At 62.2% G+C, this 25,286-nt stretch carries 17 protein-coding genes; 12 read left to right on the top strand and 5 right to left on the bottom strand.

The window, feature by feature from the left end:
- Together ACLEJR_RS23635 and ACLEJR_RS23630 are read left to right on the top strand one after the other, a co-directional pair.
- Positions 1-3,769 (top strand): beta strand repeat-containing protein (locus tag ACLEJR_RS23635; protein WP_440816878.1); only part of this gene is annotated, 3,769 nt, incomplete at its 5' end.
- A gap of 179 nt (positions 3,770-3,948) precedes the next feature.
- Positions 3,949-4,287: a tryptophan synthase subunit beta gene (locus ACLEJR_RS23630; protein ID WP_245142578.1), complete on the top strand. Its 339-nt coding sequence runs from the start codon at positions 3,949-3,951 to the stop codon at positions 4,285-4,287.
- Between the two features lie 542 nt (positions 4,288-4,829).
- Here the strand turns inward: ACLEJR_RS23630 and lapD are convergent.
- Complete coding sequence (gene lapD / locus ACLEJR_RS23625) at positions 4,830-6,770, bottom strand: cyclic di-GMP receptor LapD (RefSeq protein WP_440799043.1); 1,941 nt, start codon at positions 6,768-6,770, stop codon at positions 4,830-4,832.
- Positions 6,771-6,784: 14 nt separating this feature from the next.
- Positions 6,785-7,477, bottom strand: a complete 693-nt coding sequence (gene lapG, locus ACLEJR_RS23620) for a cysteine protease LapG (RefSeq protein ID WP_440799041.1) — start codon at positions 7,475-7,477, stop codon at positions 6,785-6,787.
- Between the two features lie 202 nt (positions 7,478-7,679).
- Between lapG and ACLEJR_RS23615 the strand changes: the two genes are divergently transcribed.
- From ACLEJR_RS23615 to ACLEJR_RS23595, 5 genes are all read left to right on the top strand, one after another.
- Positions 7,680-8,372, top strand: a complete 693-nt coding sequence (locus ACLEJR_RS23615; protein WP_440799039.1) for a GntR family transcriptional regulator — start codon at positions 7,680-7,682, stop codon at positions 8,370-8,372.
- A 684-nt stretch (positions 8,373-9,056) separates the two neighbouring features.
- Positions 9,057-9,833, top strand: coding sequence for a DUF3050 domain-containing protein (locus ACLEJR_RS23610; protein WP_440799037.1), 777 nt, complete (start codon positions 9,057-9,059; stop codon positions 9,831-9,833).
- Positions 9,830-10,762, top strand: a complete 933-nt coding sequence (locus tag ACLEJR_RS23605) for a diiron oxygenase (protein WP_440816876.1) — start codon at positions 9,830-9,832, stop codon at positions 10,760-10,762. The genes ACLEJR_RS23610 and ACLEJR_RS23605 overlap by 4 nt, the downstream gene beginning before the upstream one ends.
- A 10-nt stretch (positions 10,763-10,772) precedes the next feature.
- Entirely contained in the window at positions 10,773-14,297 is a 3,525-nt protein-coding gene (locus ACLEJR_RS23600; RefSeq protein WP_440816874.1) for an amino acid adenylation domain-containing protein, read from the top strand.
- A gap of 32 nt (positions 14,298-14,329) precedes the next feature.
- A complete protein-coding gene (locus tag ACLEJR_RS23595; RefSeq protein ID WP_440799031.1) occupies positions 14,330-14,794 on the top strand; it encodes an SRPBCC family protein in 465 nt (154 codons plus the stop codon).
- Between the two features lie 375 nt (positions 14,795-15,169).
- Here the strand turns inward: ACLEJR_RS23595 and ACLEJR_RS23590 are convergent, their stop codons facing one another.
- Positions 15,170-17,050: a methyl-accepting chemotaxis protein gene (locus tag ACLEJR_RS23590; protein ID WP_440816872.1), complete on the bottom strand. Its 1,881-nt coding sequence runs from the start codon at positions 17,048-17,050 to the stop codon at positions 15,170-15,172.
- Positions 17,051-17,300: 250 nt separating this feature from the next.
- Between ACLEJR_RS23590 and ACLEJR_RS23585 the strand changes: the two genes are divergently transcribed.
- The 3 genes from ACLEJR_RS23585 to ACLEJR_RS23575 all read left to right on the top strand — a co-directional run bounded on the left by ACLEJR_RS23585 (position 17,301) and on the right by ACLEJR_RS23575 (position 21,382).
- The gene (locus tag ACLEJR_RS23585; RefSeq protein WP_440816871.1) at positions 17,301-17,801 is read left to right on the top strand and encodes a sigma-70 family RNA polymerase sigma factor; all 501 of its coding nucleotides are present in this window, start codon (positions 17,301-17,303) and stop codon (positions 17,799-17,801) included.
- Positions 17,791-18,792, top strand: a complete 1,002-nt coding sequence (locus ACLEJR_RS23580; protein ID WP_440816869.1) for a FecR domain-containing protein — start codon at positions 17,791-17,793, stop codon at positions 18,790-18,792. Before ACLEJR_RS23585 ends, ACLEJR_RS23580 begins: the two co-directional genes overlap by 11 nt.
- Before the next feature lie 85 nt (positions 18,793-18,877).
- On the top strand, positions 18,878-21,382 hold the full coding sequence (locus tag ACLEJR_RS23575) for a TonB-dependent siderophore receptor (protein ID WP_440816867.1): 2,505 nt from the start codon (positions 18,878-18,880) through the stop codon (positions 21,380-21,382).
- A 51-nt stretch (positions 21,383-21,433) separates the two neighbouring features.
- Here ACLEJR_RS23575 and ACLEJR_RS23570 read toward each other — a convergent pair whose 3' ends face one another.
- On the bottom strand, positions 21,434-22,510 hold the full coding sequence (locus tag ACLEJR_RS23570) for a fatty acid desaturase (RefSeq protein WP_440816864.1): 1,077 nt from the start codon (positions 22,508-22,510) through the stop codon (positions 21,434-21,436).
- A gap of 100 nt (positions 22,511-22,610) precedes the next feature.
- On the opposite strand from ACLEJR_RS23570, the gene ACLEJR_RS23565 reads away from it, so the two are divergent.
- A complete protein-coding gene (locus ACLEJR_RS23565) occupies positions 22,611-23,615 on the top strand; it encodes an AraC family transcriptional regulator (protein ID WP_440799019.1) in 1,005 nt (334 codons plus the stop codon).
- A gap of 232 nt (positions 23,616-23,847) precedes the next feature.
- On the opposite strand, the gene ACLEJR_RS23560 is transcribed toward ACLEJR_RS23565, so the two are convergent.
- Positions 23,848-24,534, bottom strand: coding sequence for a Crp/Fnr family transcriptional regulator (locus ACLEJR_RS23560; protein WP_440816863.1), 687 nt, complete (start codon positions 24,532-24,534; stop codon positions 23,848-23,850).
- An 86-nt stretch (positions 24,535-24,620) separates the two neighbouring features.
- Here ACLEJR_RS23560 and ACLEJR_RS23555 point away from each other — a divergent pair, with 86 nt between their 5' ends.
- Positions 24,621-25,145, top strand: coding sequence for an Mpo1 family 2-hydroxy fatty acid dioxygenase (locus tag ACLEJR_RS23555; RefSeq protein ID WP_440816861.1), 525 nt, complete (start codon positions 24,621-24,623; stop codon positions 25,143-25,145).
- Positions 25,146-25,286 lie beyond the last annotated feature (141 nt).

The following is a 25,286-nucleotide window of genomic DNA, read 5'->3' as shown; positions in this document are numbered from 1 at the left end:
TAAAGCCACGGGCGGTAATTTCGAGAACTTGGTTCCGAGCACCACGCCTGCGGTCACCGCGGTTACCGATACCGTCGACAACACCACCGTCAGCATCAGTGGCAGCACTTCGGTCACCGAAGGCCAGACCGCCACGTACACGGTCAGCCTGACGAACCCGGCCCAAACCGAAGTCACGGTCAAGATCGTCTACAGCGGCACCGCCGCCGACGGTTCGGACTTCACCGGCGTCTATACCGTGAAAATTCCGGCCAACGCCACCAGCGCCACCTTCAACGTGGCGACGCTGGACGACAAGATCACCGAAGGCACCGAAAACTTCGTGGTCAAGGTCGATTCGGCCACTGGCGGCAACTTCGAGCACCTGGCGGTCAGCGGCACCAACGGCAGCGTCAGCACCTCGATCATCGACAACGATGCAGCGCCGGTCCTTGACCTGGACGCCAACAACTCCAGCGGCAAGACCGGCGCCGATTACCAGGTCACTTTCACCGAAGGCACCGCCGGCCCTGGCGTATCCATCGCTGATACGGACCTGAAAATCACCGACCCGGACAGCACCATGCTGACCGGCGCAACCATCGTGCTGACCAACCGTCAGCCCGGCGATGCGCTGAACCTGGGCAACAGCGTCAATGGCATCAGCATCAACGCCAACAGCACCAACGGCACGGTCACGCTGACCCTGTCGGGCAACGCGACGCTGGCTGACTACATGCAGCAGATCAAGAACATCACGTTCATCAACAACAGCGAAGACCCGAGCACCGTACCGCGCATCATCACCGTGACGGTGACCGATGGCACCAGCTACTCCAATACCGCCACCACCACGGTGAATGTGGTCGGAGTCAACGATGCGCCGGTGGCTACCGGTGGCGCTGTAACCGGCACCGAAGACACCGCGCTGGTGCTCGGCTGGTCTACCTTCGGCGTGAGTGATGTGGACAGCTCCGCCGCCAACCTGGGCGTGAAAATTACCGGCCTGCCGGCTGACGGCAAGTTGCAGTACCTGGACGGTGCGACCTGGAAGGATGTGGCCAACAACCAGACCTTCACCAAAGCGGACATCGACGCCGGCAAGCTGCGCTTCACCCCTGACGCCAACGAATCCGGCGCCAATGGCAACCCGGCCGGCGTGGGCGATCAGAAGGCCGACTACGCCCAGATCAGCTTCCAACCGACCGACGGCCAGACGCTGGGCAATACCGGTACCGTGAAGATCGACATCACTCCGGTCGCCGATGCGCCGAGCCTCAACGTGGCCGGCAATGCCGTGACCTCCACCGGGCTGATCAAGGAAGTCTGGACCGGCCTGTCGGGCCTGGGCACCGATGGCAGCGGCGCGCCGTCCGGCACGCTCAAGTCAGTGATAGACGCTGCCGGTACGCCAAACAGCAGCGGCACCGTGACCAACGTGCAGTCCGACAGCAACGTGAACCCGGGCACCGCCTCGAAAACCTCGGGCCTGATGTACCTTGAAGCGGGCAAAACCTACACCTTCAGCGGCACCGGCGACGACAGCCTGCTGGTGACCGTCGGCGGCAAGGACGTGGCGGCGATCACCTGGGGCGCCGGTGGCAAGTTGAACGGTTCGTTCACACCGACCACCAGCGGCTACTACACCCTGGACATCTACCACCACAACCAGACCGGCCCAGGCAGCTATGACGTGAACCTGTCGGTCAACGGCAGCGCTCCCGTGGACCTGAGCAGTGCCGGCGTGCCGCTGTACACCGGCGTGGCCGACCTGGCGAATGCCGGCGTGACTGTCTCCGATCTGCACGGCAGCAACGGCGAAGGCTACTACGACGGCTACAAGCTCAACGAGGGCGCCGAAGGCACCAGCGTTCACCTGTCGAAGATCACCACGGCCCTGACCGACACCGACGGCTCCGAAAGCCTGAGCGTGAAGATCGGCGGCATCCCGGAAGGCAGCGTCCTGAGCGACGGCGCCGGCCATACCGCGACCGTGGGCAGCAACGGCGAAGCATCGGTCACCGGTTGGAACCTGGGCAGCCTGACCCTGACGCCACCGTCCTACTACAACGGCCAGTTCAACTTGACCGTGACCTCGACTTCCACCGAAGCGCTTGGCGGCTCGGCCACCAGCACCGCGCAAATCCCGGTGACCGTGTACCCGGCGACCTACAACGCCGTGACCGCGACATCCGCCGACGACACCGTGACGGGCACCGATGGCAATGACATCATCGTTGCCGACATCGGCGGCCTGACCGTGGTGCCGGGCGTCAACTACAACATCGCCTTCATGGTCGACAGCTCCGGCAGCATGAGCTCGTCGTCCGTGACCGCCGCCAAGAACTCGTTGACCTCGGTGTTCAATACGCTCAAGCAGAGCATGGGCAGCAACTCCGGGACGGTGAACATCTTCCTGGCGGATTTCGACACCCAGGTGAACAAGTCCGTTGCGGTGAACCTCAACGACCCGAACGCGCTGACGCTGCTCAAGTCCGTGCTCGACTCGATGGTCTCCGGCGGCAGTACCAACTACGAAGACGTGTTCAAGACCACCGCGAACTTCTTCAACAGCACCCTGGCCAAGAACAATATCGACGCGAAGAACCTGACGTACTTCATCACCGACGGCCAGCCGAACCTCTACCAGGCCGGCGAACAGACGAACCCGACACTGTACGGCACCGTCAAGCTCGATGACGTCCTGAGTGCGGCCAACTATACGGTCGGCAAGTACTACACCCAGACGATCGACAGTACCCATAAGTACACCATCTACGAAGACGGTGAGATGTACCTGTCGACCAAAAACGGCAAGTACTGGAATGACAGCTATGTCGGCACGGTGCACGCCGAGGGCAACGGCACGTTCGAGTTCTCCTACCTGAGTGACAGCGGCTCGGCCGCAGCGGGCTCGACCGCCAGCTTTACCCTGCTGAAAAGTCTGAGCAACGTCGAGGCCATCGGCCTGAACAATGGTGTGACCCTGGCTGACCTCAAGCCGTACGACTCGGACCAGACGCCACAAACCAACATTGACCCCAAGGACCTGGCGAACTCGATCATCGGCCACACCGAAGCGACGATGCCCGGCGCCGACACGGTCAACGGCGGTAGCGGCAACGACATCCTGTTCGGCGACCTGGTGAGTTTCAACGGCGTGGCCGGCGAAGGCTACCAGGCCATCCAGGCGTTCGTGGCCCAGCAGAACGGCGTGGACGTCAGCAAGGTCAGCACCAGCAACGTGCACCAGTACATCACCGAGCACTACACCGCGTTCGATGTGTCCGGCGCCCACGATGGCAACGACACGCTGTTGGGCGGTGGCGGCAATGACATTATCTTCGGCCAGGGCGGCAACGATTTGCTCGACGGTGGCAAAGGCAATGACATCCTGCTCGGCGGCACGGGCAACGACACGCTGATCGGCGGCCAGGGCAATGACACCCTGATCGGTGGTCTGGGTGGCGACACCTTTGTCTGGAAGTCCGGCGACACCGGAACTGATGTGATCAAGGATTTCAAGGCCGCTGACGGCGACCGGATCGACCTGCGGGATTTGTTGCAGGGCGAAAGCGGCAGCACCATCGACCACTTCCTGAAGATCAGTACGGTCGATGGCGTGTCGTCGCTGCAAGTCAGCAGCTCCGGCCAGTTCAACACCGGCAACGCCGCAGCGGCGCCGGACGTGACGATCAAGCTCGAAGGCAACAACTGGTCGAACGTCAACCTGAACTCGCTGATTGCCGGCAGTGACCCGACCATCAAGATCGATCACAACAACAGCTGAACCTGACACAAACCGTGGCGAGGGAGCTTGCTCCCGCTGGCCTGCCAAGCAGCCCTGAAAACAGGGCCGCTTCGCGCCCCAGCGGGAGCAAGCTCCCTCGCCACAATAAGTGTTCATACTCCCGCACAGTTGGCCTATGCTGCCCGGCATGACGCTGCTTTCTACATGAGGGATGCCCGATGTTTTACGTGCAACGCGATGCACAAGGCCTACTGGTGCGCGTGGAAGCCACCGCCTATACCGAGGCCACCGAAACCCTGCCGGCCGACAACCACGAGATCCAGGATTGGTTCGCCAATCAGGCAGTAGAAAACAGCCTCAAGCAGCTCAAGCAGAGCGACCTGGAAATGATCCGGGTCCTCGACGATCTGATCCAGGTCCTGACCAGCAAAGGCGTGATCCGCGTCACCGACCTGCCAGCCGCGGCCCAGGCCAAGCTGATGGACCGCAACCAGGCGCGGGAAGCCTTGGGTGGGTTGAGCCGGCTGATCGATGATGATGAGAAGGGGTTGATCTAGCCTGCGTGTTGTCTGGACTGACGCCATCGCGAGCAGGCTCGCTCCCACAGTTGGATCGGAGGAGGGTCGAGAGAGATAGGTCGGCTATTAGGCCGCTTCGCTTTTGCTTTGCTTTGCTTTGGCTTTTGATCTGCGCGCCCCGTTAACCACAAGGGCCGAACGCAGGCATTGCGTAGTGGGCATCCCGGCATGGATGCCGGGATAGCCGCGCTGGGCCATGGATGGCCCATCGCGGCGGGCCCACGGAGCAATGCCGGGGTGAGGGAACACCGAACGTAAGCGAGGTGCCCAGTGGTGGGGCAAGAGCGTTTTGCTTACTTTTGCGCTGTTCAAAAGTAAGCCGCCGTCAGGGCGGAACCCTAAGTCGCCGTTACCGCAGCAATGGATATGTACACAAAAATCCCGGCCGACTGCCAGGCCGCCATCGCGAGCAGGCTCGCTCCCACAATGGATCGAGGTACAGCCGCAAAAACAAGTCGGCTGTCAGGCCGTCTCGCGAGCAAGCTTTGCTCCCACAGGTGAAGCGCTCCAGCATCCAAGCCTTAAGCCCAGCGCCGAGGCTCCCCAACCAACTGCCCCTGCACCCCAAACAACCCCATCTCCCGAATCACCGCCAGCTCACCCTCGGTCTCCACCCGCTCGGCAATCAACGGCAGGTCGATGCTATGGGCAGCACGCTGGATGGCTTCGATGAACAGACGCTTGTCGCTCTCCTGATCGATGGCCCGGATATAGCTGCCATCGATTTTCAGATAGGCCAACCCCAGCCGAGACAGGTTGCCGATCATGCTGAACCGCCCACCAAAGCGCTGCAGGCTCAGAGAGAAGCCCAGCTCGCGCAGTTGCCGGGTCAATTGTTCCAACACCGCTTGCTCCGGCAATTGTTCTTCACCGATCTCCAGGGTCAAGCGTGGCCCGAGGTTGGAATGGGCGCGCAGGATTTCAAAGATTTTAAGGAGCGCCTGGGGATCGGCCAGGGTCGCTGAAGACAGGTTCAGCGCCAGGGATTGATCGTGCCCGGCCATTTGCCTGAGCACTTGTTCAAGCATCAGCCGGTCCAGGCGCGCGGTCCAGCCGAAACGCTCAAGCCAGGGCAGGAAGCGCCCGGCGGGGATGGTCTGGCCTTGTTCGTCCAGCAACCGCGACAGCACCTTGTAATGCAGCACCACCTGGGTGTCGTTCGCCGCCACCACCGGCTGGAAATACAGTTCGAAACGCTGGTGGCCCAGGGCCTGGTCAAGCAAGGTGTGCCAGGCATGGTGATCGTCGCCGACGGCAGTTACCGCGCTGTGATCCAGGCAGACCGGTTCACCCTGGCTCTCGGCCTGGGCCAAGGCCTGGTCGCCGAGTTGCAACACCGCCTGGGGCGAGTCGCCATGGACGAACGGTGCCAGCCCGATGGTCGCCACGGACGCGACATCCGTCGCGCCGGTGGCATGCAGGCTTGCCAATGCGGCCTCAAGGTTGTGCGCCAATTGCAACGCTTCCTCGCGCACCAGGCCGGGAGCCAACACAGCAAATTCGCCACCGCGGATGCGCGTCACCAGGTTCTGCGTTTCCGGGTAACGCGCGCTTTCACGCAGCAATTGCTCGCCCACCGCCTTGAGCAGCTGGTCGGTGCGCTGACCACCCAGTCGCTGGTTCAACCCGGCCAGGTCCTTGACTCGCAACAACAGCAGGTAACCGGAGCTGGCCTGCTCCGGGTTGCTCACCCGGGCGTTGAGCTGCATTTCGAAGTAGCGCCGGTTGGCCAGGCCCGTGAGATTGTCCTGATAGGACTCCACGCGCAGTTTCTCGCTACGCTCGGCCTGCTCCTGGAACAACGCCTTGAGCTTCTCGACCATCTGGTTCATGGCCTGCACCACGCGGCGCAGCTCCGGGGTACGCGGCAGCTCCGGCAGGCTCAGGAATTCGCGCCGGGCAATGGCGTGGGATTGATGCACCATGTAATCCAGCGGCTTGAGCTGGCGACGCAGCAGCAGGGCCCCGAGTACCGCGCTCGCAGCGCCGCACAGCAACAGCCAGCCCAGGCTGCCCAGCGCGCTCTGCCACAGTTTGGCGAGGGCGAACATCGGATGGCTGACCACCTCGACCCGCGCCGCCTGCTCCCAGCCACGGCTGACGATCGCATCGCCACCGGCCGGCTCCAGGCCGATGAGCGAGACAAACCACTGCGGCACGCTACCGGCGTCCGGGGTGCCGGTGCGCTCGACCAGGGTCTTGTCGGTCGCCACATCGACCACGCGGATGCTCGCGTAGTAGCCGCTGTCGAAAATCGAACTGACCATCAGCTCGACCATCGCCGGGTCGTCGATGTTCGGCGTCAGCGACAGCGCCAGCGCTGTGGCCGCGTCCTGGGCGTGGGAGCGCAACTGATTGACGTACTGGGCCCGCGAGCTCTCCAGGCTGACCATGAAGCTGCCGCTGAAGGCAACCACCAGGAACAGACAGATAGCGATCAACAACTGTTTGAACAAGGACATCTGAGCGCGTGCTCCTAGTTAGTCGTCTCGACCGGAAAACCTTCGGCCTGCATTTTTTTCAACACATCCTGCCACCGGGACAGGCGCTTGGTATCACCGACTTTCTTGTTGCCCTTGGCGCCCGGAAGCCACAGCCCTTCGGCATTGAAAGAGTAGACCGGCAGCAGGTCGGTCCGCTGGCTGGCCGGCAGGATGCCGTCGATCAGGCTGTCGAGTACCAGGGGCATCGCCTCGGGCGTGGCATAGTAAGTGAGCACCATATGCGCCCGGTTCTGTCGCAACGCCTTGACGTAGGTAATGCGCAGCTTGTCACTGGACACCCCGAGATGGCGCAGGCTGAAGTACTTGGCGATGGCGTAGTCTTCGCAATCCCCGGCGCCCTTCCACAAGGCCTGGATCGGGGTTTCCCAGTAATCGACCTCATGCCACAGGTCGATGTCTTCCACGTAGCGCACCTGCTTGTTGAAGAACAGGTTCACCACCTTGAGCTGCTCCAGTTCCGGGAGCTGTTTGCGAGTCGCCAACAGCTGTTGCCAGGCGTCGATCCGTTGCTGCCCTTCGCCCAGCGGCCCGTACAAGGCTTGCGCCCGCCGGCTGATCTGCCCGAAATCCCAGTCCGCCCGCAACCCGCCCAGCATGAGTCCGGCCAGCAATAATGCTGAACACAGCCAACGCAAGGACCTGAAGACAGGGTAAGGTGCAGCCAAGGGAAGTACGTCCAAAAGGGGCCGTTGGAAATTCGTTGGATGGTGAAGCCTGGCCCGGGAAAAGACAATGGCAAGGTGCAATCACCGAAGGCACGCTAAACTCTAGTTCAGGAACCGGACCCGCGAGATTTTGACGACCGGGTCATCTGTCACTAATGTTGGCATGGATCCAATCCAGGATGTTCAGCCAAGGTGCGTTGTCGTGACACAGAAGCCTAAGCCGCTCAGCACTATCCAGGTCGATGGGCCCATTGCGGCCGATCAAGCACGTTCGATCATTGAAGGGGCGCTGCGCGAGGCCATCCTCGATGGACGCCTGCCTAGCGGTACTGCCCTGCGCCAGCAGGAACTGGCCGACCTGTTCGGGGTGAGCCGCATGCCGGTGCGCGAGGCATTGCGCCAGCTCGAGGCCCAGTCATTGTTAAACGTGGTCCAGCACAAGGGTGCCGTGGTCGCTCCGCTGATCACCAACAATGCCGTGGAAACGTACCAGCTACGAACGGTCCTGGAATCCTTCGCCCTGCGCTTGTCGATCCCGCTGCTCGATGCCGATGACCTGACGCAGGCCGCCCGCTACATCGAACAACTGGAAGCGCAAACCGAACACGCCGAAATTGGCAAGCTCAACCGGCTGTTCCATATGTCGCTTTATCACAGAGCACCCAATAGCAAGCTGCTGGACCTGATCGAACGCGAACTCAACGAAGAAGAGCGTTTCCTGCGCTTTCACCTGTCCTCCATGGGCCTGGGCAAGTTGAGTCAAGACGATCATCGCGCCCTGCTCCAGGCTACTGCGGACAAAGACATCGACAAGGCCGTTGGCTTGTTGGAACTGCATCTGGAAAAAGCCTCGGTCACCATGCGCCGGTATCTGGAACAGCAATCGAATCGTTGAGCGCACGCCGACGATCCGGTCGGCGTAAAAACTTCTTACACATCCTTCCCAGCCCTTTCTCGCCTCCCTGGCGCGGCCCGGCCGTGACCGCGATTCGGCGTTCACTCAGGTCCATGGCACTGCCATCGATTTGGGCTCACTCTTGCGTTTGTCGATAAAAAAACAGACCTGAAGAAGTCAGCGCCTGGATGCTACCAGGCGAATCGAAGCCAACACGCAAGGAGCGTCGTCCAACCGGCGGGATGTTCGGAGGTCCGACCGACGTCTCCCCTAAAACATAAATGTCCTGATTCCCCAGTCCCTTGAAGTGCTCCGAGTGAGGCATTCACTCGTACTGTTCGATTCTGATACTTATAAATCGGAAGGAGCTTCTTCGCCCGAATAAAACTTATCAGACAAGTTTTAATAAGCAACTTCGCACCTAATAAAAGTTGCGATTTAAATAATTAAAAATCCACTTGCCGCCTACTTGTTTTGTGTATTAGTTTTTTATGCGTCGAATTGTTATCGAGCGCACTCGCCGCCGATGAAGCCCTGTATCCAAGCGCTACAGACCGACACCCGCTACCCAAGCGAACAGCTGATTCATTCTGGAAAATTTATGGACTTCGGTTCAGGCGCCCGTTCGCCCCGATCAAGAACGGGCAACTTTCCGAACAAAAAATCATTGATGAGGACGTTCCAATGCAGCCAACCAAAGAACAACTATTTTTGAAAAAACACGAACTAGGCCAACACCCGGTTTTTTCCGAAATAACATCAATTGATCTGTTACGCCGTTTCATGGAAAGCCACGTGTTTGCCGTATGGGACTTCATGTCCCTGACCAAGCGCCTGCAACGCGAACTCACCTGTGTGCACCTGCCCTGGCTGCCGCCAGCCGACCCGCATGCGGCACGCCTGATCAATGAAATCGTGCTCGGCGAAGAGTCCGATGATCGTCCCGGCGCAGGCTATTGCAGCCACTTCGAACTGTACCTGGACGCGATGCGCGAGGTGGGTGCGGACACCCGTGCCATCGAGCAGTTCATCACCTTACAGCAAGAGGGCGTCAGCCCCGAGACCGCGCTGGACAGTGTCGAGGTCGAGCCAGCCGCGGCGCGCTTCGTTCGCCAGACCCTGCACACCGCCCTGCACGCACCGGCCCACAGCGTCGCCGCCGCATTCGTGCACGGTCGCGAGAGCGTCATCCCGCAGATGTTCCAGCGCATGCTGGACGCCTGGGGCATTGGCCTGGACCAGGCGCCGACCTTTCGCTACTACCTGCAGCGGCACATCGAGGTCGATTCCGAAGACCACGGCCCGGCGGCGGAGAAACTGCTGGCCCGGCTGATCGATGGCGACCCGCAGCGCGAAGCCGAAGTACTCGCTGCGGCCCTCGCTGCCGTGCACAGCCGCGCAGCGCTGTGGGATGGCCTGCGTCAGAGCATGACTCAACCCGTCGCGCAGGTGATGCCATGAACGCCATCCCCTACCAGTCTTTCGCCGACACATGGGAAAGCCGCGCCACCATCCGCACCCGGCCACGGCGCCGGGTCGAGGATGACGACAAGCTGATCTTCCCCATGAGCCGCCAGCCCATGGTGCACAGCCAGACGTTCCTCACGCACTGCCCGCAGCTGCGCGATTTTGCCCTGGTGCAAAGCCTCTACAAGTTCATCAACGACGTGGTGATTTTCGAGACCGAACTGGTGGACCACACCGCCCGCCGCATCGCCAAGAACCGCTTCGGCATCGAGTTCCCGTTCGCCTGCCGCTACGACGCAATGACGGTGGTGGTGGACGAGGATTATCACGCCCTGGTGGCGATGGATTTCATGCAGCAGACCATCGACATGACCGGCATCGAGCCAATCCCGTTGCCGCAACAGATCGAACTCAGCCGGGCGATACCGGCGACCCTGGCACGCACGCCAGAGCATTTGCTCAGCGCGGTGGAGCTGATCTGCATCGCCATCGCCGAGAACACCGTGACCAACGAAGTGGCGGCCTTCGCTCGGGACGACTCGGTCAAGGCGTCGATCAAGGGCCTGATGGCCGACCATCTGCTCGACGAAGGGCGGCACTCCGGATTCTGGACGCGGCTGGTGCAGATGTACTGGCGCAGCGCGCCCGAAGCGGATCGTGAGGCGATTGCGCGCTTGATGCCCGGATTCATCGCCCAGTACCTGGCGAGCGATCTGCAACAGGCGTTCGACTTCGAGTTGATCGCCCACCTGCCGGTCGACGAATCGGTGCGCCAGGCGCTGCGTGAGGACGCCAGTGCGCTGGCCTACCCGATCAATCGCTTCCATCCCCTGGTGGGCAACATCATGCGTTTCTTCCGCGGCAGCTCCATGCTCGCCTCCCCTTGCGTACGCGACGCCCTCGCCGACTACCTGACCCCATGAGGAGCTTTCAATGAGACGCCTCGAAATTGCAGTGCCTGGCACCAGCCAGGCGATCGCCGAACTGGCCCGGGAGCTTGAACTGCATGGCCACGTTGTCGTGGGCCTCCAATCGCCGATCAACCCGGCCGTCGACCTGGTGATCGATGACGGCACGGTTGCCTGCGCCATTGAAGCCCGTTCCCGCCTTGAGATACGCGTGGCACTGCGCAGCGTGCCTGGCGAGCGTTTGCCACAACCGATAGTGATTTTGCGCAACGCCGCACAGCACCTGCTGGCCCAAGAGCTCATCGCCACCCAAAACGACGGCAATGGTCAGTCGTTGCGCCTGCGGGTCGTGGCCGCGGTGGTCGAGAGCGGCGCGCGGCTGGTCAGCCAGTTGTCACGGGACGATAGCTGCTTCGATCAAGCGCTTGCGATGCAAGCCGAGCCTGTCGATACCCCGTTGCTGGCGCTCGATGCGCTGGAGCCGCTGGCGTTCGAGCATCGTCTCAATCGGCCAGCCGTGCCCTGGCTGCTGGCCGCCGCCCAGGTACCGGTGATGCACAGCATCGAACAGCGCATGCTCGATGACGCGAAGCGCCCGGCCCTGTGGGTCGATGGGCAATTTGTCGATTACAAATCCCTGCGCCGCCTGGCGCTCAGGGTGCAGCAAGCGGTGTTGGGGCAGCTGGAACGCGTCGGCTCAGTGGAAGCGACGCTGGTGGGAGCAAGGCTCGCCCGCGATGCAGACACAGCGCTACCCAACCAGACCGAGTCATCGTTCATCGCGGGCGAGCCCGGCTCCCACAGGCCCAGTTCTCGACCGGTGATTGCGGTGTGCCTGCCCAAATCCGCGCCGTTGTATGCGGCTATCCTGGCGGTACTAGGTTGCGGGGCGGTGTACCTGCCGCTGGACCCGCAACATCCGGCGCAACGCCGGCGCTTTATCCTGGAGAACGCCAAGGCCAGCCTGTTGGTGCACGATGGCACCAGCGACTTGGGCACTCTTTCGCTGCCGACCCTGGATGTGCGTCGACTGCCTGCAACCACACCGGATATTCCGGCCTCGTTGATCCGCCGCACCGTGGAGATCGACGAGCCGGCGGTGGCGATCTACACCTCCGGCACTACCGGCCAGCCCAAAGGCGTGCTGCTCAGCCATCGCAACCTGAGTCATTTCTGCGCCTGGTACGGCGACTACGTCGGCTTGCGGCGCGACAGCCGGGCACTGCAGTTTTCCACCATCAACTTTGACGCGTCGCTGCTGGATATCCTGCCGACCTTCATCCACGGCGCCCTGCTGGTGGCGCCCGATGAAGACCAGCGCCGCGATCCACAGCAACTGGTCGCGCTGATTCACCAGCAGCAGATCACCCACGCCTTTCTGCCGCCGGCGCTGCTCAGCGTCATGCCGCTGGAAAAACCGCTGGGCCTGACGCACCTGATCACCGGCGGCGATGTCTGCGAGCCATTCGTGATCGAGCGGCTCGCGCCACAGTGCCAGTTCCACAACATCTACGGCCCGACCGAAACCACAGTGCTGGCGACCACCCGGCAGTTCGGCGTCGGCGACAACAACCGCAACCTCGGCGTGCCCATCGCCAATTGCCGGGTGCTCATCCTCGACGAACAACTGCAACCGGTGCCCCAGGGCATACCCGGCGAGTTGTACATCGCTGGGCCGGGTGTTGGCCTGGGTTATCTGAACGACCCGTTGCTCAGCGCCCGCCGCTATCTCGACCTGACGCTACCCGACGGGCAGGCGTTGCGGGTCTATCGCACCGGCGACATCGGCCAGTGGACGGATAACGGCATCGAGCTGAGCGGGCGGCGCGACAACCAGGTGAAGATCCGTGGTTTCCGGGTCGAGCCCGAAGAGATCGAGCATTGCCTGCGCGAAAGCCAATTGTTTCGCCAGGTGGCGGTGGGCGTGGACGAACGTCGGCGGATCCTGGCGTTCCTGGTTCATCCGCAGCAACAGGCTGCCCTTCAGGCCCTGCGCGAGCACGTGCAGAAGACCCTGCCCAGCTACATGCACCCCGCGGCCTACGTCGAGTTGCCCAGCCTGCCTTACACCAGCAATGGCAAAGTCGATCGCCGGGCTTTGCTGGAGACTGCGGTGCAGATGCACAGCGCCAGCCAGCGACGCCAGCCGCAAACCCCGCTGGAAACCCAACTGCAAACCCTCTGGGCGGAGCTGCTGGAGTTGCCGCCGGAAGACATCGCCACCGACGAAAGTTTTTTTAATCTCGGTGGGCATTCGATCCTGCTGTCGCAACTGCTGCTGAGCCTGCGCCAGAGCTTCGGGCGCAGCCTGTCGATCAATCGCTTCATCGAGGCACCCACGTTGCTGACCCTGGCGAAGTTGCTCGACGGCCCGGAGCAAGACAATGCCCCGGTGTTGAGCCCCCAAGCCTTTATCGATGCGCAGGCGCCGCTCAATATCGAGCCGCTGCCCATCAGCCAGTGCGGCGATGTGCACAAAGTGGTGGTGACCGGTGCGAACAGTTTTCTCGGGGTGCACATCGTCGAAGCGCTGCTGGCCTGGGGGGCCACCGAAGTCGCATGCCTGGTACGCGCATCCGGCGGGCAAAGCGCGGCAGAGCGGTTTTCCCAGGCCCTGCAGGACAACCGCCTGACTCAGCTGGACCTGAATCGGGTCAGCGTCTATGCCGCCGATATCACCCAGCCTCAACTGGGTTTGCCGGACGAGATCTACGCCCGCATCGACAGTACCTTCGGCGCACTGGTGCACAACGCCGCCCACGTCAACCACGTGCTCGACTACGAGTCCCTGGCGGGGGATAACGTGGAGCCGATCTTCGAATGCCTGCGTTTGTGTGAAGGGCGCACCAAGAAAATCTTCAACTTCGTCTCCACGCTGTCGGCGTCCAGTGCCCTGGATGCCGATGGGCAGGTGCTGGAACAACCCGCCGCGCCAACGCCGCCGATCTACATCAAGAACGGCTACAACCTGTCCAAATGGGTGGGCGAGCGGATCCTGCAGCGGGCACGGGAACGTGGGGTGTGGGTCAACCTGTTCCGCCCCGGCAACATCAGTTTCAACAGCCTGACCGGGGTCTGCCAGCCCCACAAGAACCGTTTGATGCTGATGCTCAAGGGCTCGATCCAGCTTGGCCAGGTGCCGGACCTGTCGCTCAATTTCGACTTGATGCCGGTGGATTTCCTCGCCCGTTTCATTGCCTTCCATGCCAGCCGCTACCAGCCGACACAGGCGGTGTTCAACCTGCACAACCCCGAACCCCTGAGTTGGGACGCCTATGTCGCGTCGTTCCGTGAAAGCGGCCGGGAGTTTTCCCTGGTGAGCGTCGCCGACTGGCAACGGCAGTTGGGCCGGGTCGATGCCGACAACGCGCTGTTTGGCGTGCTGGGGTTTTACCTCAACGGGTTCGAGGAGGACATCGGCGATATCTCGCTGATCCGCCACGACAACGCCCGCACCGGGGTCCGGCAGATGGGTGCCCGCTACCCGGAAAAATCCCCGGCCCTGCTGCGTCGCGGCGCCGACTACCTCAAAGCCATCGACTTCATTTGAAGCACCTCAACCGCAAAGCAAGGAGCAAGACCATGAGTACCTTTCAACCCGATACCCTGATCAAGAACCCCCACGCCTGCCAGGTCGAAACCTCGGTGGAGATATCGACCGATGCTGCTCGTGCCTGGGAACTGGTGGGCGACTTTGGCGGATTCAACCGCTTCATCCCGGCCCTTGAGCGCATCGAAATGACCGGCGAGGGCGTGCGGTCGCTGCGCAAGAAATTCTTCGCCGATGGACAAAACCTGGTGGTGGAACAGCTCAACAGCCGTGACGACCAGGCCATGCACATGACCTGGACCCTGATCTACAACACCCTGGGCATCGACAACCTGTGGGCGGCAATGCGCGTCGAACCCCTGGCCGCCAACCGCTGCCGCGCCACCTGGACCATCATCGCCGACCACACCGACGCCCACACCCCGTCAGGCTTCAGAGACTTCCTGCAAGGCTTCGCCGACGAGGCGATGGGGAACGTACAGGCGATGTTCACCTGACCATCCCCAATCCCTGTGGGAGCGGGCTTGCTCCGGGCGGCGATCCGACGATGACGGTCGGTCAGCTGATAGAGATGTGGCCTGGGCTGACGCCATCGCGAGCAGGCTCGCTCCCACAAAGGTTCACCGGTGGACTCGAGATCCGGGAGCATCACCAGTCCCCTGTGGGAGCGAGCCTGCTCGCGATGGCGGTGGGTCAGTTGATGGCGATGGTGGCTGGACGGACGCCTTCGCGAGCAAGCCCGCTCCCACAATGGGTTCCAGGTTGGACTCGAGATCCGGGAGCACCACCAGTCCCCTGTGGGAGCGGGCTTGCTCGCGAAAGCGGTCGTTCAGCTTGCAGTGATGCTGGCTGACTGACCGCTTTCGTGAGGTTCAGATCTTGAAGCTATCCACCAACTGCTTCAGCCGTTTGGCCTGTTGTGACAGGGCGTCGCAATCCTTCAAGGTTTCATTGAGGTTGGCGACGCTTTGCTGGTTCAGCAGGTTGATGTGGCTGACGTCCATGTTGAGGGTTTCCACCACGGCGGTCTGTTCTTCGGTCGCTGCCGCCACGGACTGGTTCATGCCGTCGATCTCGCCGATGCGTTGGGTCACGCTGACCAGCCGCAGGCCGGCCTGGTTCGCCACTTCCACGCTTTCTTCGCTGGAAACCTGGCTGGCGTTCATGGTGGTCACCGCCTCGCGCGAACCGACCTGCAGCGAGGTGATCATCTTGTGGATTTCTTCCGCCGACTCCTGGGTACGATGCGCCAGGTTGCGCACTTCATCGGCCACCACCGCAAAACCACGCCCGGCCTCACCGGCGCGGGCCGCTTCGATCGCCGCGTTGAGGGCCAGCAGGTTGGTCTGCTGGGAAATACCCTTGATCACGTCCAGGATATGCCCGATGTTGTCGGTGCTGGCGTTCAGGGTTTCGATCTGGGTGCACGACAGGCTGATCTTCTGCGACAGCTCGGTCATGGCCTGGATGGTTTTCTCCACCACCTGACGACCGTCATCGGCCTGCTCGCTGGCGCCACTGGCGTGTTGCGAAGCGTCGGCGGCATTGCGGGCGATTTCCTGGGTCGCTGCGCCCAGTTGGTTGATGGCCGCCGCCACACTGTTGGTCCGCGCGCTCTGCTCATCCGAATCGACCAGCGAAGCGTTGGATGAGGTCATCACCCGCTGCGACAGGTCATGCACCTGCCGGGTGGCGGAAGACACTTCGCAAATCGACGCGTGGATCCGCTCCACGAACTGGTTGAACGAGCCGCCCAGCACCGCGAACTCGTCCTTGCCCTGCACCACCAGGCGCCGGGTCAGGTCGCCTTCGCCCTGGGCGATGTCCTGCATGGCGCGGCCCATGGTGGTCAGCGGACGCATCAGCACCTGAATCAGCATACTCAACAGCAATGCAATGGCAGCCACCGCAATGAACATCGCGATCAGCGCGGACGTACGGAACTGGCTCAGCGGCGCGTAGGCCTTGGCCTTGTCGATGGACAGGCCGATATACCATTCGGCGTTCGGCAGGCCGGTCACCGGGGTGAACGAAAGGATCCGATCCTGCCCGTTCAGCTCGACTTCCTGGATGCCCTTGGCGATGCGCACCGGCGTGTTGGGGTAGATGTCCTTGAGGTTCTTCATCACCTGGTCTTTGTCCGGGCTGACGATCACCTGACCGTCGCCGCTGACCAGGAACGCATGGCCAATCCCACCGAAGTCCACCGAGTTGATGATTTTCACCAGGGTTTCCAGGCTCAGGTCACCGCCCACGACACCGAGCAGTTCGCCGTTCTTCTTGACCGGCAAGGCAATGGTCACCACCAGACCGCCGACGGCCGCCGAATAGGGCGGGGTCAGCATAGTCTTGTCAATGCTCACGGCCTGTTTGTACCAGGGTCGCTGACGCGGGTCGTAGCCGTCAGGCATCTTGGCGTCCGGGCGCTGGGTGAACGTCCCGTTGGCCTGGCCCACATAGGTGAATTGAAAGTTAGAAGTCAGCGCCGGCTGATCCACCAGCCCCGCCAGATCCGCATTGGCGCCCTGGTGTGCGATGTTCTGGCCAAGGTTTTCCAGCACCAGCACGCGGCCACTCATCCAGTTCTGGATACTGCTGGCTGTCAGGTCACCGGACTGCTCGATGGAAGATTCGAGGCTGCTGCCGATGGTGCTGCGCTGCAAATAGTCGTTGTAGAGCGTGAACAGGGCAAACGCCAGGACCACGACACCAGAGGCGGCCAGGAGGATTTTGTGACTGAACTTCAGATTCATCGATGGGGCTTCTTATGCAGGAGTGGGGGTGCATTCCGGTTGCGGTTGCAGGTAAAGCGTAGACGGGGCTTTTGACCTCGCTCCACTTTGGTGCACGCTCACCAAGCTGTCGGCAAGCCACTGAAAAAAATTAGTCGTTAAAAGAAACAGGCGACAAGAGGACACGGCAGTCCGACGGTGGTTGCAAATTCACCGGGGCATGATGACAATGCGACCTATTATCATTTGTGATACCCAGGCCGTCGTGTTCATGTCATCTCCCCAGCTAGCAGTACAGACGCTCTACAGCAATCACCACGGCTGGCTCAACACCTGGCTGCGCACTCGATTGGGCAATGCCGCCGATGCCGCAGACCTCGCGCAGGACACCTTTGTCCGATTGCTGCAGCGCAGCGAACGCCTGGAGCTCAAAGCCCCACGGGCTTTTCTGCGGACCATCGCCCAAGGCCTGGTGATCGATCACTGGCGGCGCGAAGAAATCAAACGCGCTTATCTGGAAACCATCGCTCATCTCCCGGAGGCCGAAACCCCGGGGGCGGAAGCACAAGCCCTGATTCTGGAATTGCTCGAAGCCATTGCGCGGATGCTCGAAGGCCTCAAGCCGAAAGTACGCAAGGCCTTCCTGCTGGCTCAGTGCGAAGGACTGACCTATAAACAGATTGCCGAACAGATGGGCATCTCGTTGCGGTCGGTGGAACGCTATGTCGCCGATGCGCTGTACCACTGTTATGTGCTGCGCTATGAAAGCTGAGCCGTTGGAAAACCCTCAGGCCCATCCCAGTCGCCCGTCGCAGCAGGTGGTCAGGCAAGCGATCCACTGGTTGCTGCGCTTGCGCAATCATGCCAGCGCCCCGACGCTGCGGCGACAGTGCGACCTATGGCGCGCGGCGCACCCTGAGCACGAACTGGCCTGGCAGCGAGTGCAATCGCTGCACAGCGAACTGAGTGCGAACCTGCGGGCCGTGCCCGGTGCCCACATCGCCCTCGACACCTTGGAAAACAGTGCCCAGCGCCTCGGTCGTCGCCAGGCCCTGAAACTCTTGTCGGGCGTTGTTTTGGTGGGCGGTGCTGCCTGGCTGGGCAAAGACCTGGGCTGGCAAACGTGGAACGCCGATTTCGCCACTGCCACGGGTGAACGACGCGGCTTCCAATTGCCGGACGGCACGCGGCTTGAACTCAATACTCACAGCGCCGCCGACCTGGATTTCAGCGCCGAACAGCGTCTGATTACCTTGGTCCGGGGTGAAATCATGCTCACCTGCCACCGCGACCCGGGGCGCCCGCTGCGGGTCCAAAGCCGACATGGCCTGTTCGAAGGGCTCGAAGGACGTTTTGTCGTGCGCCAGGACAGCGACTGCACGCGCTTGAGCGTTACCAGTGGCAGCGTGGCGATCCGCTCCCATCCCGGCAGCAACGGCGCGCCCATCCAGGTGACGGCGGGGCAAAGCTATCGGGTCACTTCGTCGACCGCGACGCTGTCGCCCTCCCTGGACATGGATGCCGACGCCTGGGTGGACGGGCTGATCGTCACCCGCAACATGCGTCTGCAGGACTTCCTCAATGAGGTAGGCCGCTACCGTCAGGGTTATCTGAAATGCGCGGCAGCCATCGCCGACCTGCGCTTGTCGGGGGTGTTTCGCCTGGAGGACACCGACAAATTGCTGGCCATCCTGCCTCGCACGCTCGCGGTGCGGATTCGCTATCGCACCCGATGGTGGGTCACGGTGGAACGCCTGGCGTGATTTTTTTTGGCGGGTTTCAGGCCGATGTCCGGCTAGGACAGTAAGCAACGCTTATCTGCCTTCAGCGACTCCAACGGAACCTACAATGACTGAGCGCTCACCTCACAACAATTCCCGCATCACATACGCGCAACCGGGCCGGCTACGCCAGGCGGTCCACGCGGCGCTGTTCTCCACCGTGCTGGGTGTCGGCGCCATCCCGGCGTGGGTGGTTGCCGCAGACAATGGCGTGACGGCCAGCCGTCAGAGCTACAACATCGCCGCCGGCCCGCTGAGCGAGGTTCTGAATCAATTCGCCCGCCAGGCCGGCATCACCCTGGCCAGCACTCCGGAACAAACCCGTGGTGTCCAGTCACCGGGGCTCAAGGGCGATTATTCACCTGACCAGGCCCTGAGCCACCTGCTCAGCGGCTCGGGACTGGAAGCCGTGAGCCAGGACGGCAACAGTTACGTGCTGCAAACCGCACCCGCGAGCAACAGCCTGGAGCTGGCGGCCACCGACATCCGGGGTTTTGCACTCGGTAACGCCCTGGGCAGCATGGAGGGCTACAACGCCACCCACAGCCAGGTCGCCACCAAAACCAGCACCGCGCTACGGGAAACCTCGCAAAGCGTGTCCGTGGTCACCCGCGAGCAAATGGACGACCAAGGCGCGCAAACCGTGTCCCAGGCCATGCGCTATACCCCTGGTGTACTGACCAACCCCTACGGCGCGACCCACCGCTACGACTACGTGGCGATGCGCGGCTTCAACGACGGCTCGGTGGACAACATCTACCTCGACGGCCTCAAGTCCATGGGGGACAGCGGGACCTACAGCTCGATTCAGGTCGACCCGTACTTCCTGGAGCGGGTCGATATCCTCAAGGGTCCGTCGTCGGTGCTCTATGGCCGCAGTTCTCCGGGTGGCCTGGTGGCGCTCACCAGCAAAAAACCCTTGTACGAGGCCTATCGCCAGATCCAGGCCACGGTCGGCACCCAAGGCCAGCGCGGCATGGGTTTCGACTTCACAGGGCCGGTGGATGATGACAAACGCATCACCTATCGCTTGATCGGCCTGGCGGACACCTCCGACACCCAGTTCGACCACAACAAGGAAAAGCGCTTCGCCCTCGCGCCCACGGTGAACATCGACTTCAGCGAAGATACCTCGCTGACGCTCCAGGCTTATCTGCAACATGACCCCGATGGCGGCTATCACGGTGGCATGCCGGCGGCCGGCACGTTGCACTCGCGCAATGGCCGGCGCATTTCCGAACACTTCTTCGAAGGCGAGCCCGGCATCGACGGGTATGAACGTGACCAGCAGTCGTTCGGCTACCAGTTCGAACACCGCTTCAACGATGTCTTCACGGCCCGACAGAACTTCCGCTACCTGGATTCGGCGGTCAAGAACGACCAGGTCTACGCCTACGATTGGACCACCCCCACCAGCAATGAGCTGAACCGCTATTACACCGGCGCCGAAGAAAAGCTCCACGCTTTCATTATCGATAACATGCTGCAAGCCGAGTTCTTTACCGGCGCGACCAAGCACACCGTGCTGATGGGCGCCGACTATCAACGGCGCAAGACGGTGGTCGATTGGACCAGTGGCAGCCTTGCGCCGATCAATGCCTTCGACCCGGTCTACGGCAACTCGGCCATCACCTATTACAGCCCCACCAGCTACCTGCGGCGCCTGGAGCAGACCGGCGTCTACCTGCAAGACCTGATCGAGATGGACCAATGGCGCTTCTCTCTGGGCCTGCGGCAGGACTGGGTCGAAACGTCCGACGAAAACCGCATCGCCGAAGCCGGTCGCCCGCAAGGCACCGAGATCAGCGACAAGCGCACCAAGCTCACCGGTCGCGCCGGCGCCCTGTACCTGTTCGACAACGGCCTGGCGCCGTACATCAGCTACTCCGAGTCGTTCAACCCCAACTCCTACGCCGACGCCGCCGGCAACCCGCTGGCACCCACCGACGGCAAGCAGTGGGAACTGGGCCTGAAGTACCAGCCACCGGGCACCGACGACCTGTACACGGCCTCGCTGTTCCGCATCGACCAGGAGAACCTGGCGACCAAGCTGCCCCAGGAAAACTTCTATCGCGCCGTCGGGGCCGTGCGCTCCCAAGGCCTGGAACTGGAGGCGCACCTGCAACTGAGCGAACAATTGAAATTACTGGGCAGCTACACCTTCACCGATATCGAGTATTCGAAATCGATGATCAGCACCCTGAGCACCACCACCGATATCATTGAAAACAAGGGCAACTCACCGACCCAGGCGCCGCGTCACATGGCCTCGGTCTGGGCCGACTACAAGTTCGACAGCGGCGCGCTCGATGGTCTGCGCCTGGGCGGCGGCGTGCGTTACGTCGGCTATAGCTGGGCGGACGCGGAGAACACCATGAAGGTGCCGTCCTACACACTGTTCGATGCCTCGGTGGGGTATGACCTGGGCAAGGTCGGCTTGAAAGGCGTCGACGTTCGCCTGAACGCGAACAACCTGACGAACGAAAGCTACATCGCCTCGTGCGCCAGCTTGAGTTATTGCTACATGGGCGAAGAGCGCAATGTGGCGGCCACCGTGAGCTATCAGTTCTGATCGCAACCCGTTCGTGGCGAGGGAACAAGCGCCCTCGCCACGAACGCCGGCTCATCGACCTCGGGCTACGCCAGCCCCTTCCGGCATCGCCTGCCCCTCGCCCACAAACCGGTTCGCCCGGCCAAAAGTGCCGAAATCATTGAAGCGCACGCCCATCTCACGCATCACCTTGTGGGCCACAGGTACCGTCAATTGACGAATGTAGAACGGCTCCTTCACCACGAAATGATGGATCCCGTGGCTGCTGCCGAAGTTGAAGCAGAACGCCTGCAACGGCCATAACCACCATGGGTTGAGCACCTGGGTCTGCTGAATGACATTGCCCGGTTCGATGTCGCCGTAGTAGTGCATGTTCGAGCTGATGAAATGCAGGCAGAAGGTCCGCAGCACGTTCGGGCCGATGATCACCACCACGGCGATGTCGATCACCTGCATCACCGCCAGGGTGTTCGTCGACCAATCAATCGACGTGCCGAGCAACCCGGCGATGCCATTGGCACCGTGAAAACCGAGGAACACATACCAGGCGCCCCAGTGCAGCAACGCCAGCGGGAAATACACCTTGAGGGTGCGCTTGAGAATGCTGCGCTTGTGCGCCCAGGTCCTGGCCCGCAACAACCGGATGAGCGCCGACATCACGTTGTCGCCGACCATCAGCAACCGCGCCAGTCCCCAGGGCTCGCCGTTGGTAATGGCGCGTTCCTCCAGGTCGGCCTCGCTGCCGGAGACCTTGTGATGGTTGAGGTGCAAGTGACGGCGGATCCACGGGTTGATGGTGCTCGGCCGCGCCAGCCACACCAGGCCCATCATCAGGTTATGGGGCAGGCGTTGCTTGCGAAAGTACATGCTATGGATCAGGTCATGTTCCAGTTCATGGGTCAGGGACGCAAAGAAAGCGTTGAGCAGCAGGCACGCCCAACCGGCCAGATGACCATTGATGTAGAGCAGCGCCGAACCGATCATCCCGGCCAGGGCGAACGCCAGGATGCCCGCCCCCAAGGCGTCCTGGTGCCTGAGGATCGGATACCGCCGGCGCAATTGTTCGCCCCGGGCCAGGACCACTTGGCGAATATGGGCGGATCGCTGTTGTGCATTCAATCGCTCGGGGCTTGCGCAAGTGCCGTGCATGGCTTAAATCCTCTGTTATCGACGCGCTCATCCTGCCGGGCCTGATCTCCCAGGGTGGTAGCCGTAAACGCCAACCTGTTGACCGCAAGCGCCAATCGTCATGACGGAACCGACCTCTCTCGCCAGCTGGACCCGAGCCCTGCGCAAACAGCTGGATGCGCTGGGCGTGGACAGCCATGCCCTGTGCGTGGAGGCCGGCCTCGACCCGCAGTTGATGGACGACCCGAACGCCCGCTATCCGCTCTCGGCCACTACGCGCCTGTGGACTCTGGCGGTGCAGGCCAGCGGCGATCCGGCGATCGGGTTGCGGGTCTCGCGCTTCGTCAGCCCCACCACCTTTCATGCGCTGGGTTATGCCCTGGTCGCCAGCGGCAGCCTGCGGGAAGTGTTCGAGCGGATCGTGCGTTATCACCCGGTGGTCAGTGACGCGCTGACGCTGCAATTGAGCCGTGGCAAAGACCGCTACCGCTTCATGCTCGACGCACCCAAGGACCGGCCGGCGCCAGCCTTCGAAGCCATCGACGCCTTCGCCGCGATCTACGTGCGCACCTGTCGCAATCGGCTGGGCCGCGACTATGCGCCATTGGCGGTGTACCTGCGACGCCCGGAGCCGGCGGACCCCAGCCCGTGGCACAAAGTGTTCCGTTCGCCGGTGCACTTTGCAGCCGAGCAGGATTACCTGGAGTTCGGTCTCGATGACTTCGACCGGCATTTGGACGACGCCAACCCGGAACTGGCCGAACACAACGAAACGGTGCTCAAGCGCACCCTCGCCCAGCTCCAGCCGCTGACCTGGGAGCGCAAGGTGCGTGCGGCCATCGAGGCCCAGCTCCCGGAAGGCGAACCCAGCGCCGAGCACATCGCCAAGGCTATGCACCTGAGCCTGCGCAGCCTGCAACGGCACCTGGCCGACGAAGGCTGCCGCTTCGACGCGCTGCTCAATGAGTGCAGGGAAAACCTGGCGCTGCTGCACCTGCGCGACCCGAATTGCTCGCTGAGCGAAGTCAGCTACCTGCTGGGTTTTGCCGACACCAGCAGCTTCAGCCGAGCATTCAAGCGCTGGACCGGCATGACGCCGGGGCAGTTTCGCGATGGGGTGCGCTAGCTGGACCGTTTCATTGTCGGATCGCCGCCCGGAGCACGCTCGCTCCCACAGGAAACCAGGGTCGATCCCTATTCGGTGCCACACAACCCCACCGTGGCGAGGGAGCTCGCTCCCGCTGGCCTGCGAAGCACGCCCCTGCATTTTTCCAGGCAGACCGCATGTGTCGGTTTTGCGACTGCTACGCAGCCGAGCGGGAGCAAGCTCCCTCGCCACGGGTTTTGGGTTGTCTGGTTCAAGCCGTGCTCAACGCCCGCAACCGCTTGATGTCGAGGATTTCGATCTCGCCATACCCCAGGTGGACAATGCCCTGGGCCTGGAAATCCTTGAGGATCTGGTTGGTGGTCTGGCGTGACAGCGAAAGCATCAGCGCCAGTTGTTCCTGGGGCAGTTGCAGGACACGCCGGGCCGGTTCGATTTCGCCGTAGCCTTCGGCAATCAGCAGCAGGCGGTGGGCGACGCGGGCCGGGGCGGGCATCAGGCTCTGGTGTTCGAGGTTGATGAAGGCCAGGCGCAGTTTCTGGCTCATCAGCAACGCCAGGTGCCGCCAGTACACCGGTTGTGTTTCCAGCAATTGCAACAACGGCGCCTGGGGCAGATGCAACAGTGTGCACTGGCCGACACCCACTGCATCGTGGGTACGCGGTTGCCCATCGAACAGGCAGATCTCGCCGAACCAGTGGGGCGCCTCCACCACACTCAGCAGCGCCTCCTTGCCTTGTTCGCTCACCGCGCCGATCCGCACCGCGCCCTCCAGCACGGCATACATCCCACAGGGTTGATCGCCGCGCTGGAACAGCCGATGCCCGGGCAACAGGCGGCGCACCCGCGACATTGCCAGCAGGCTATCCTGTAGCTCGGCGGGCAAATGGCTGAACCAGTGACCGGCCATCAGGTGTGCCTGCCAGGGATGAAAATTCATGGAAACTCCGGACAAGTGTCGGCTAACTGACAGAGCGCCTGGTGGAACCTGGGCATCATGCAGGTATCACCTCAGGAGGAACAACAATGAAAAACCTCGTTGATCATCTCAGTCAATACGCGGCCTACCATCGCGACCCCCGCAACATCGCCAGCCATTTCATTGGTATTCCGCTGATCTTCGTCGCGGTCGCGGTATTGCTGTCCCGCCCGGGCTGGCCAGTGGGCGCGGTCCTGGTCTCGCCGGCGCTGCTGGCGGCGGTGGCCAGTGCCTGGTTCTACCTGCGCCTGGAGCTGCGCCTGGGCGTTCTGATGACGGTGCTGCTGGGCCTGGCGGTCTGGCTGGGCCAGGTACTGGCGGCGCAAAGCACCTTGATATGGATTGGCAGCGGCCTGGGCATGTTTGTGGTGGGTTGGGTGATCCAGTTCGTCGGGCACTATTACGAGGGCCGCAAACCGGCGTTCGTCGACGACCTTACCGGGTTGATTGTCGGGCCATTGTTCGTGGTGGTCGAAGCCGGATTCCTGCTGGGGCTGCGAGGCGAGCTCAAGCGCGCCATCGAAGAGCGTGCCGGACCGGTGGCGTTGCGCGGAGTGCGTTCGACGGTCTGAGGGCACATTTGTGGGAGCGGGCTTGCTCGCGAAAGCGGTGGATCAGTCAACATCGATGTCGGCCGATCAGACGCCTTCGCGGGCAAGCCCGCTCCCACAGGGCAGGTGCCAGTCGCCAGCCTCACATACATCCCACAAGAG

The sequence above is a fragment of the Pseudomonas sp. SMN5 genome, assembly GCF_052041925.1.
Classification (GTDB): domain Bacteria; phylum Pseudomonadota; class Gammaproteobacteria; order Pseudomonadales; family Pseudomonadaceae; genus Aquipseudomonas.
Note: the sequence above shows the minus strand (reverse complement) of the source record. Positions and strands in the feature narration are given on the sequence as shown.

Excerpts from the sequence above, each read along its gene's own strand:
- ACLEJR_RS23590 (WP_440816872.1), bottom strand. The coding sequence starts at position 17,050 with ATGAATCTGAAGTTCAGTCACAAAATCCTCCTGGCCGCCTCTGGTGTC.
- lapD (WP_440799043.1), bottom strand. The coding sequence starts at position 6,770 with ATGTCCTTGTTCAAACAGTTGTTGATCGCTATCTGTCTGTTCCTGGTG.
- ACLEJR_RS23570 (WP_440816864.1), bottom strand. The coding sequence starts at position 22,510 with ATGCACGGCACTTGCGCAAGCCCCGAGCGATTGAATGCACAACAGCGA.
- ACLEJR_RS23585 (WP_440816871.1), top strand. The coding sequence starts at position 17,301 with ATGTCATCTCCCCAGCTAGCAGTACAGACGCTCTACAGCAATCACCAC.
- ACLEJR_RS23575 (WP_440816867.1), top strand. The coding sequence starts at position 18,878 with ATGACTGAGCGCTCACCTCACAACAATTCCCGCATCACATACGCGCAA.
- ACLEJR_RS23580 (WP_440816869.1), top strand. The coding sequence starts at position 17,791 with ATGAAAGCTGAGCCGTTGGAAAACCCTCAGGCCCATCCCAGTCGCCCG.
- ACLEJR_RS23560 (WP_440816863.1), bottom strand. The coding sequence starts at position 24,534 with ATGAATTTTCATCCCTGGCAGGCACACCTGATGGCCGGTCACTGGTTC.
- ACLEJR_RS23605 (WP_440816876.1), top strand. The coding sequence starts at position 9,830 with ATGAACGCCATCCCCTACCAGTCTTTCGCCGACACATGGGAAAGCCGC.
- ACLEJR_RS23565 (WP_440799019.1), top strand. The coding sequence starts at position 22,611 with ATGACGGAACCGACCTCTCTCGCCAGCTGGACCCGAGCCCTGCGCAAA.
- ACLEJR_RS23610 (WP_440799037.1), top strand. The coding sequence starts at position 9,057 with ATGCAGCCAACCAAAGAACAACTATTTTTGAAAAAACACGAACTAGGC.
- ACLEJR_RS23555 (WP_440816861.1), top strand. The coding sequence starts at position 24,621 with ATGAAAAACCTCGTTGATCATCTCAGTCAATACGCGGCCTACCATCGC.
- ACLEJR_RS23600 (WP_440816874.1), top strand. The coding sequence starts at position 10,773 with ATGAGACGCCTCGAAATTGCAGTGCCTGGCACCAGCCAGGCGATCGCC.
- ACLEJR_RS23630 (WP_245142578.1), top strand. The coding sequence starts at position 3,949 with ATGTTTTACGTGCAACGCGATGCACAAGGCCTACTGGTGCGCGTGGAA.
- ACLEJR_RS23595 (WP_440799031.1), top strand. The coding sequence starts at position 14,330 with ATGAGTACCTTTCAACCCGATACCCTGATCAAGAACCCCCACGCCTGC.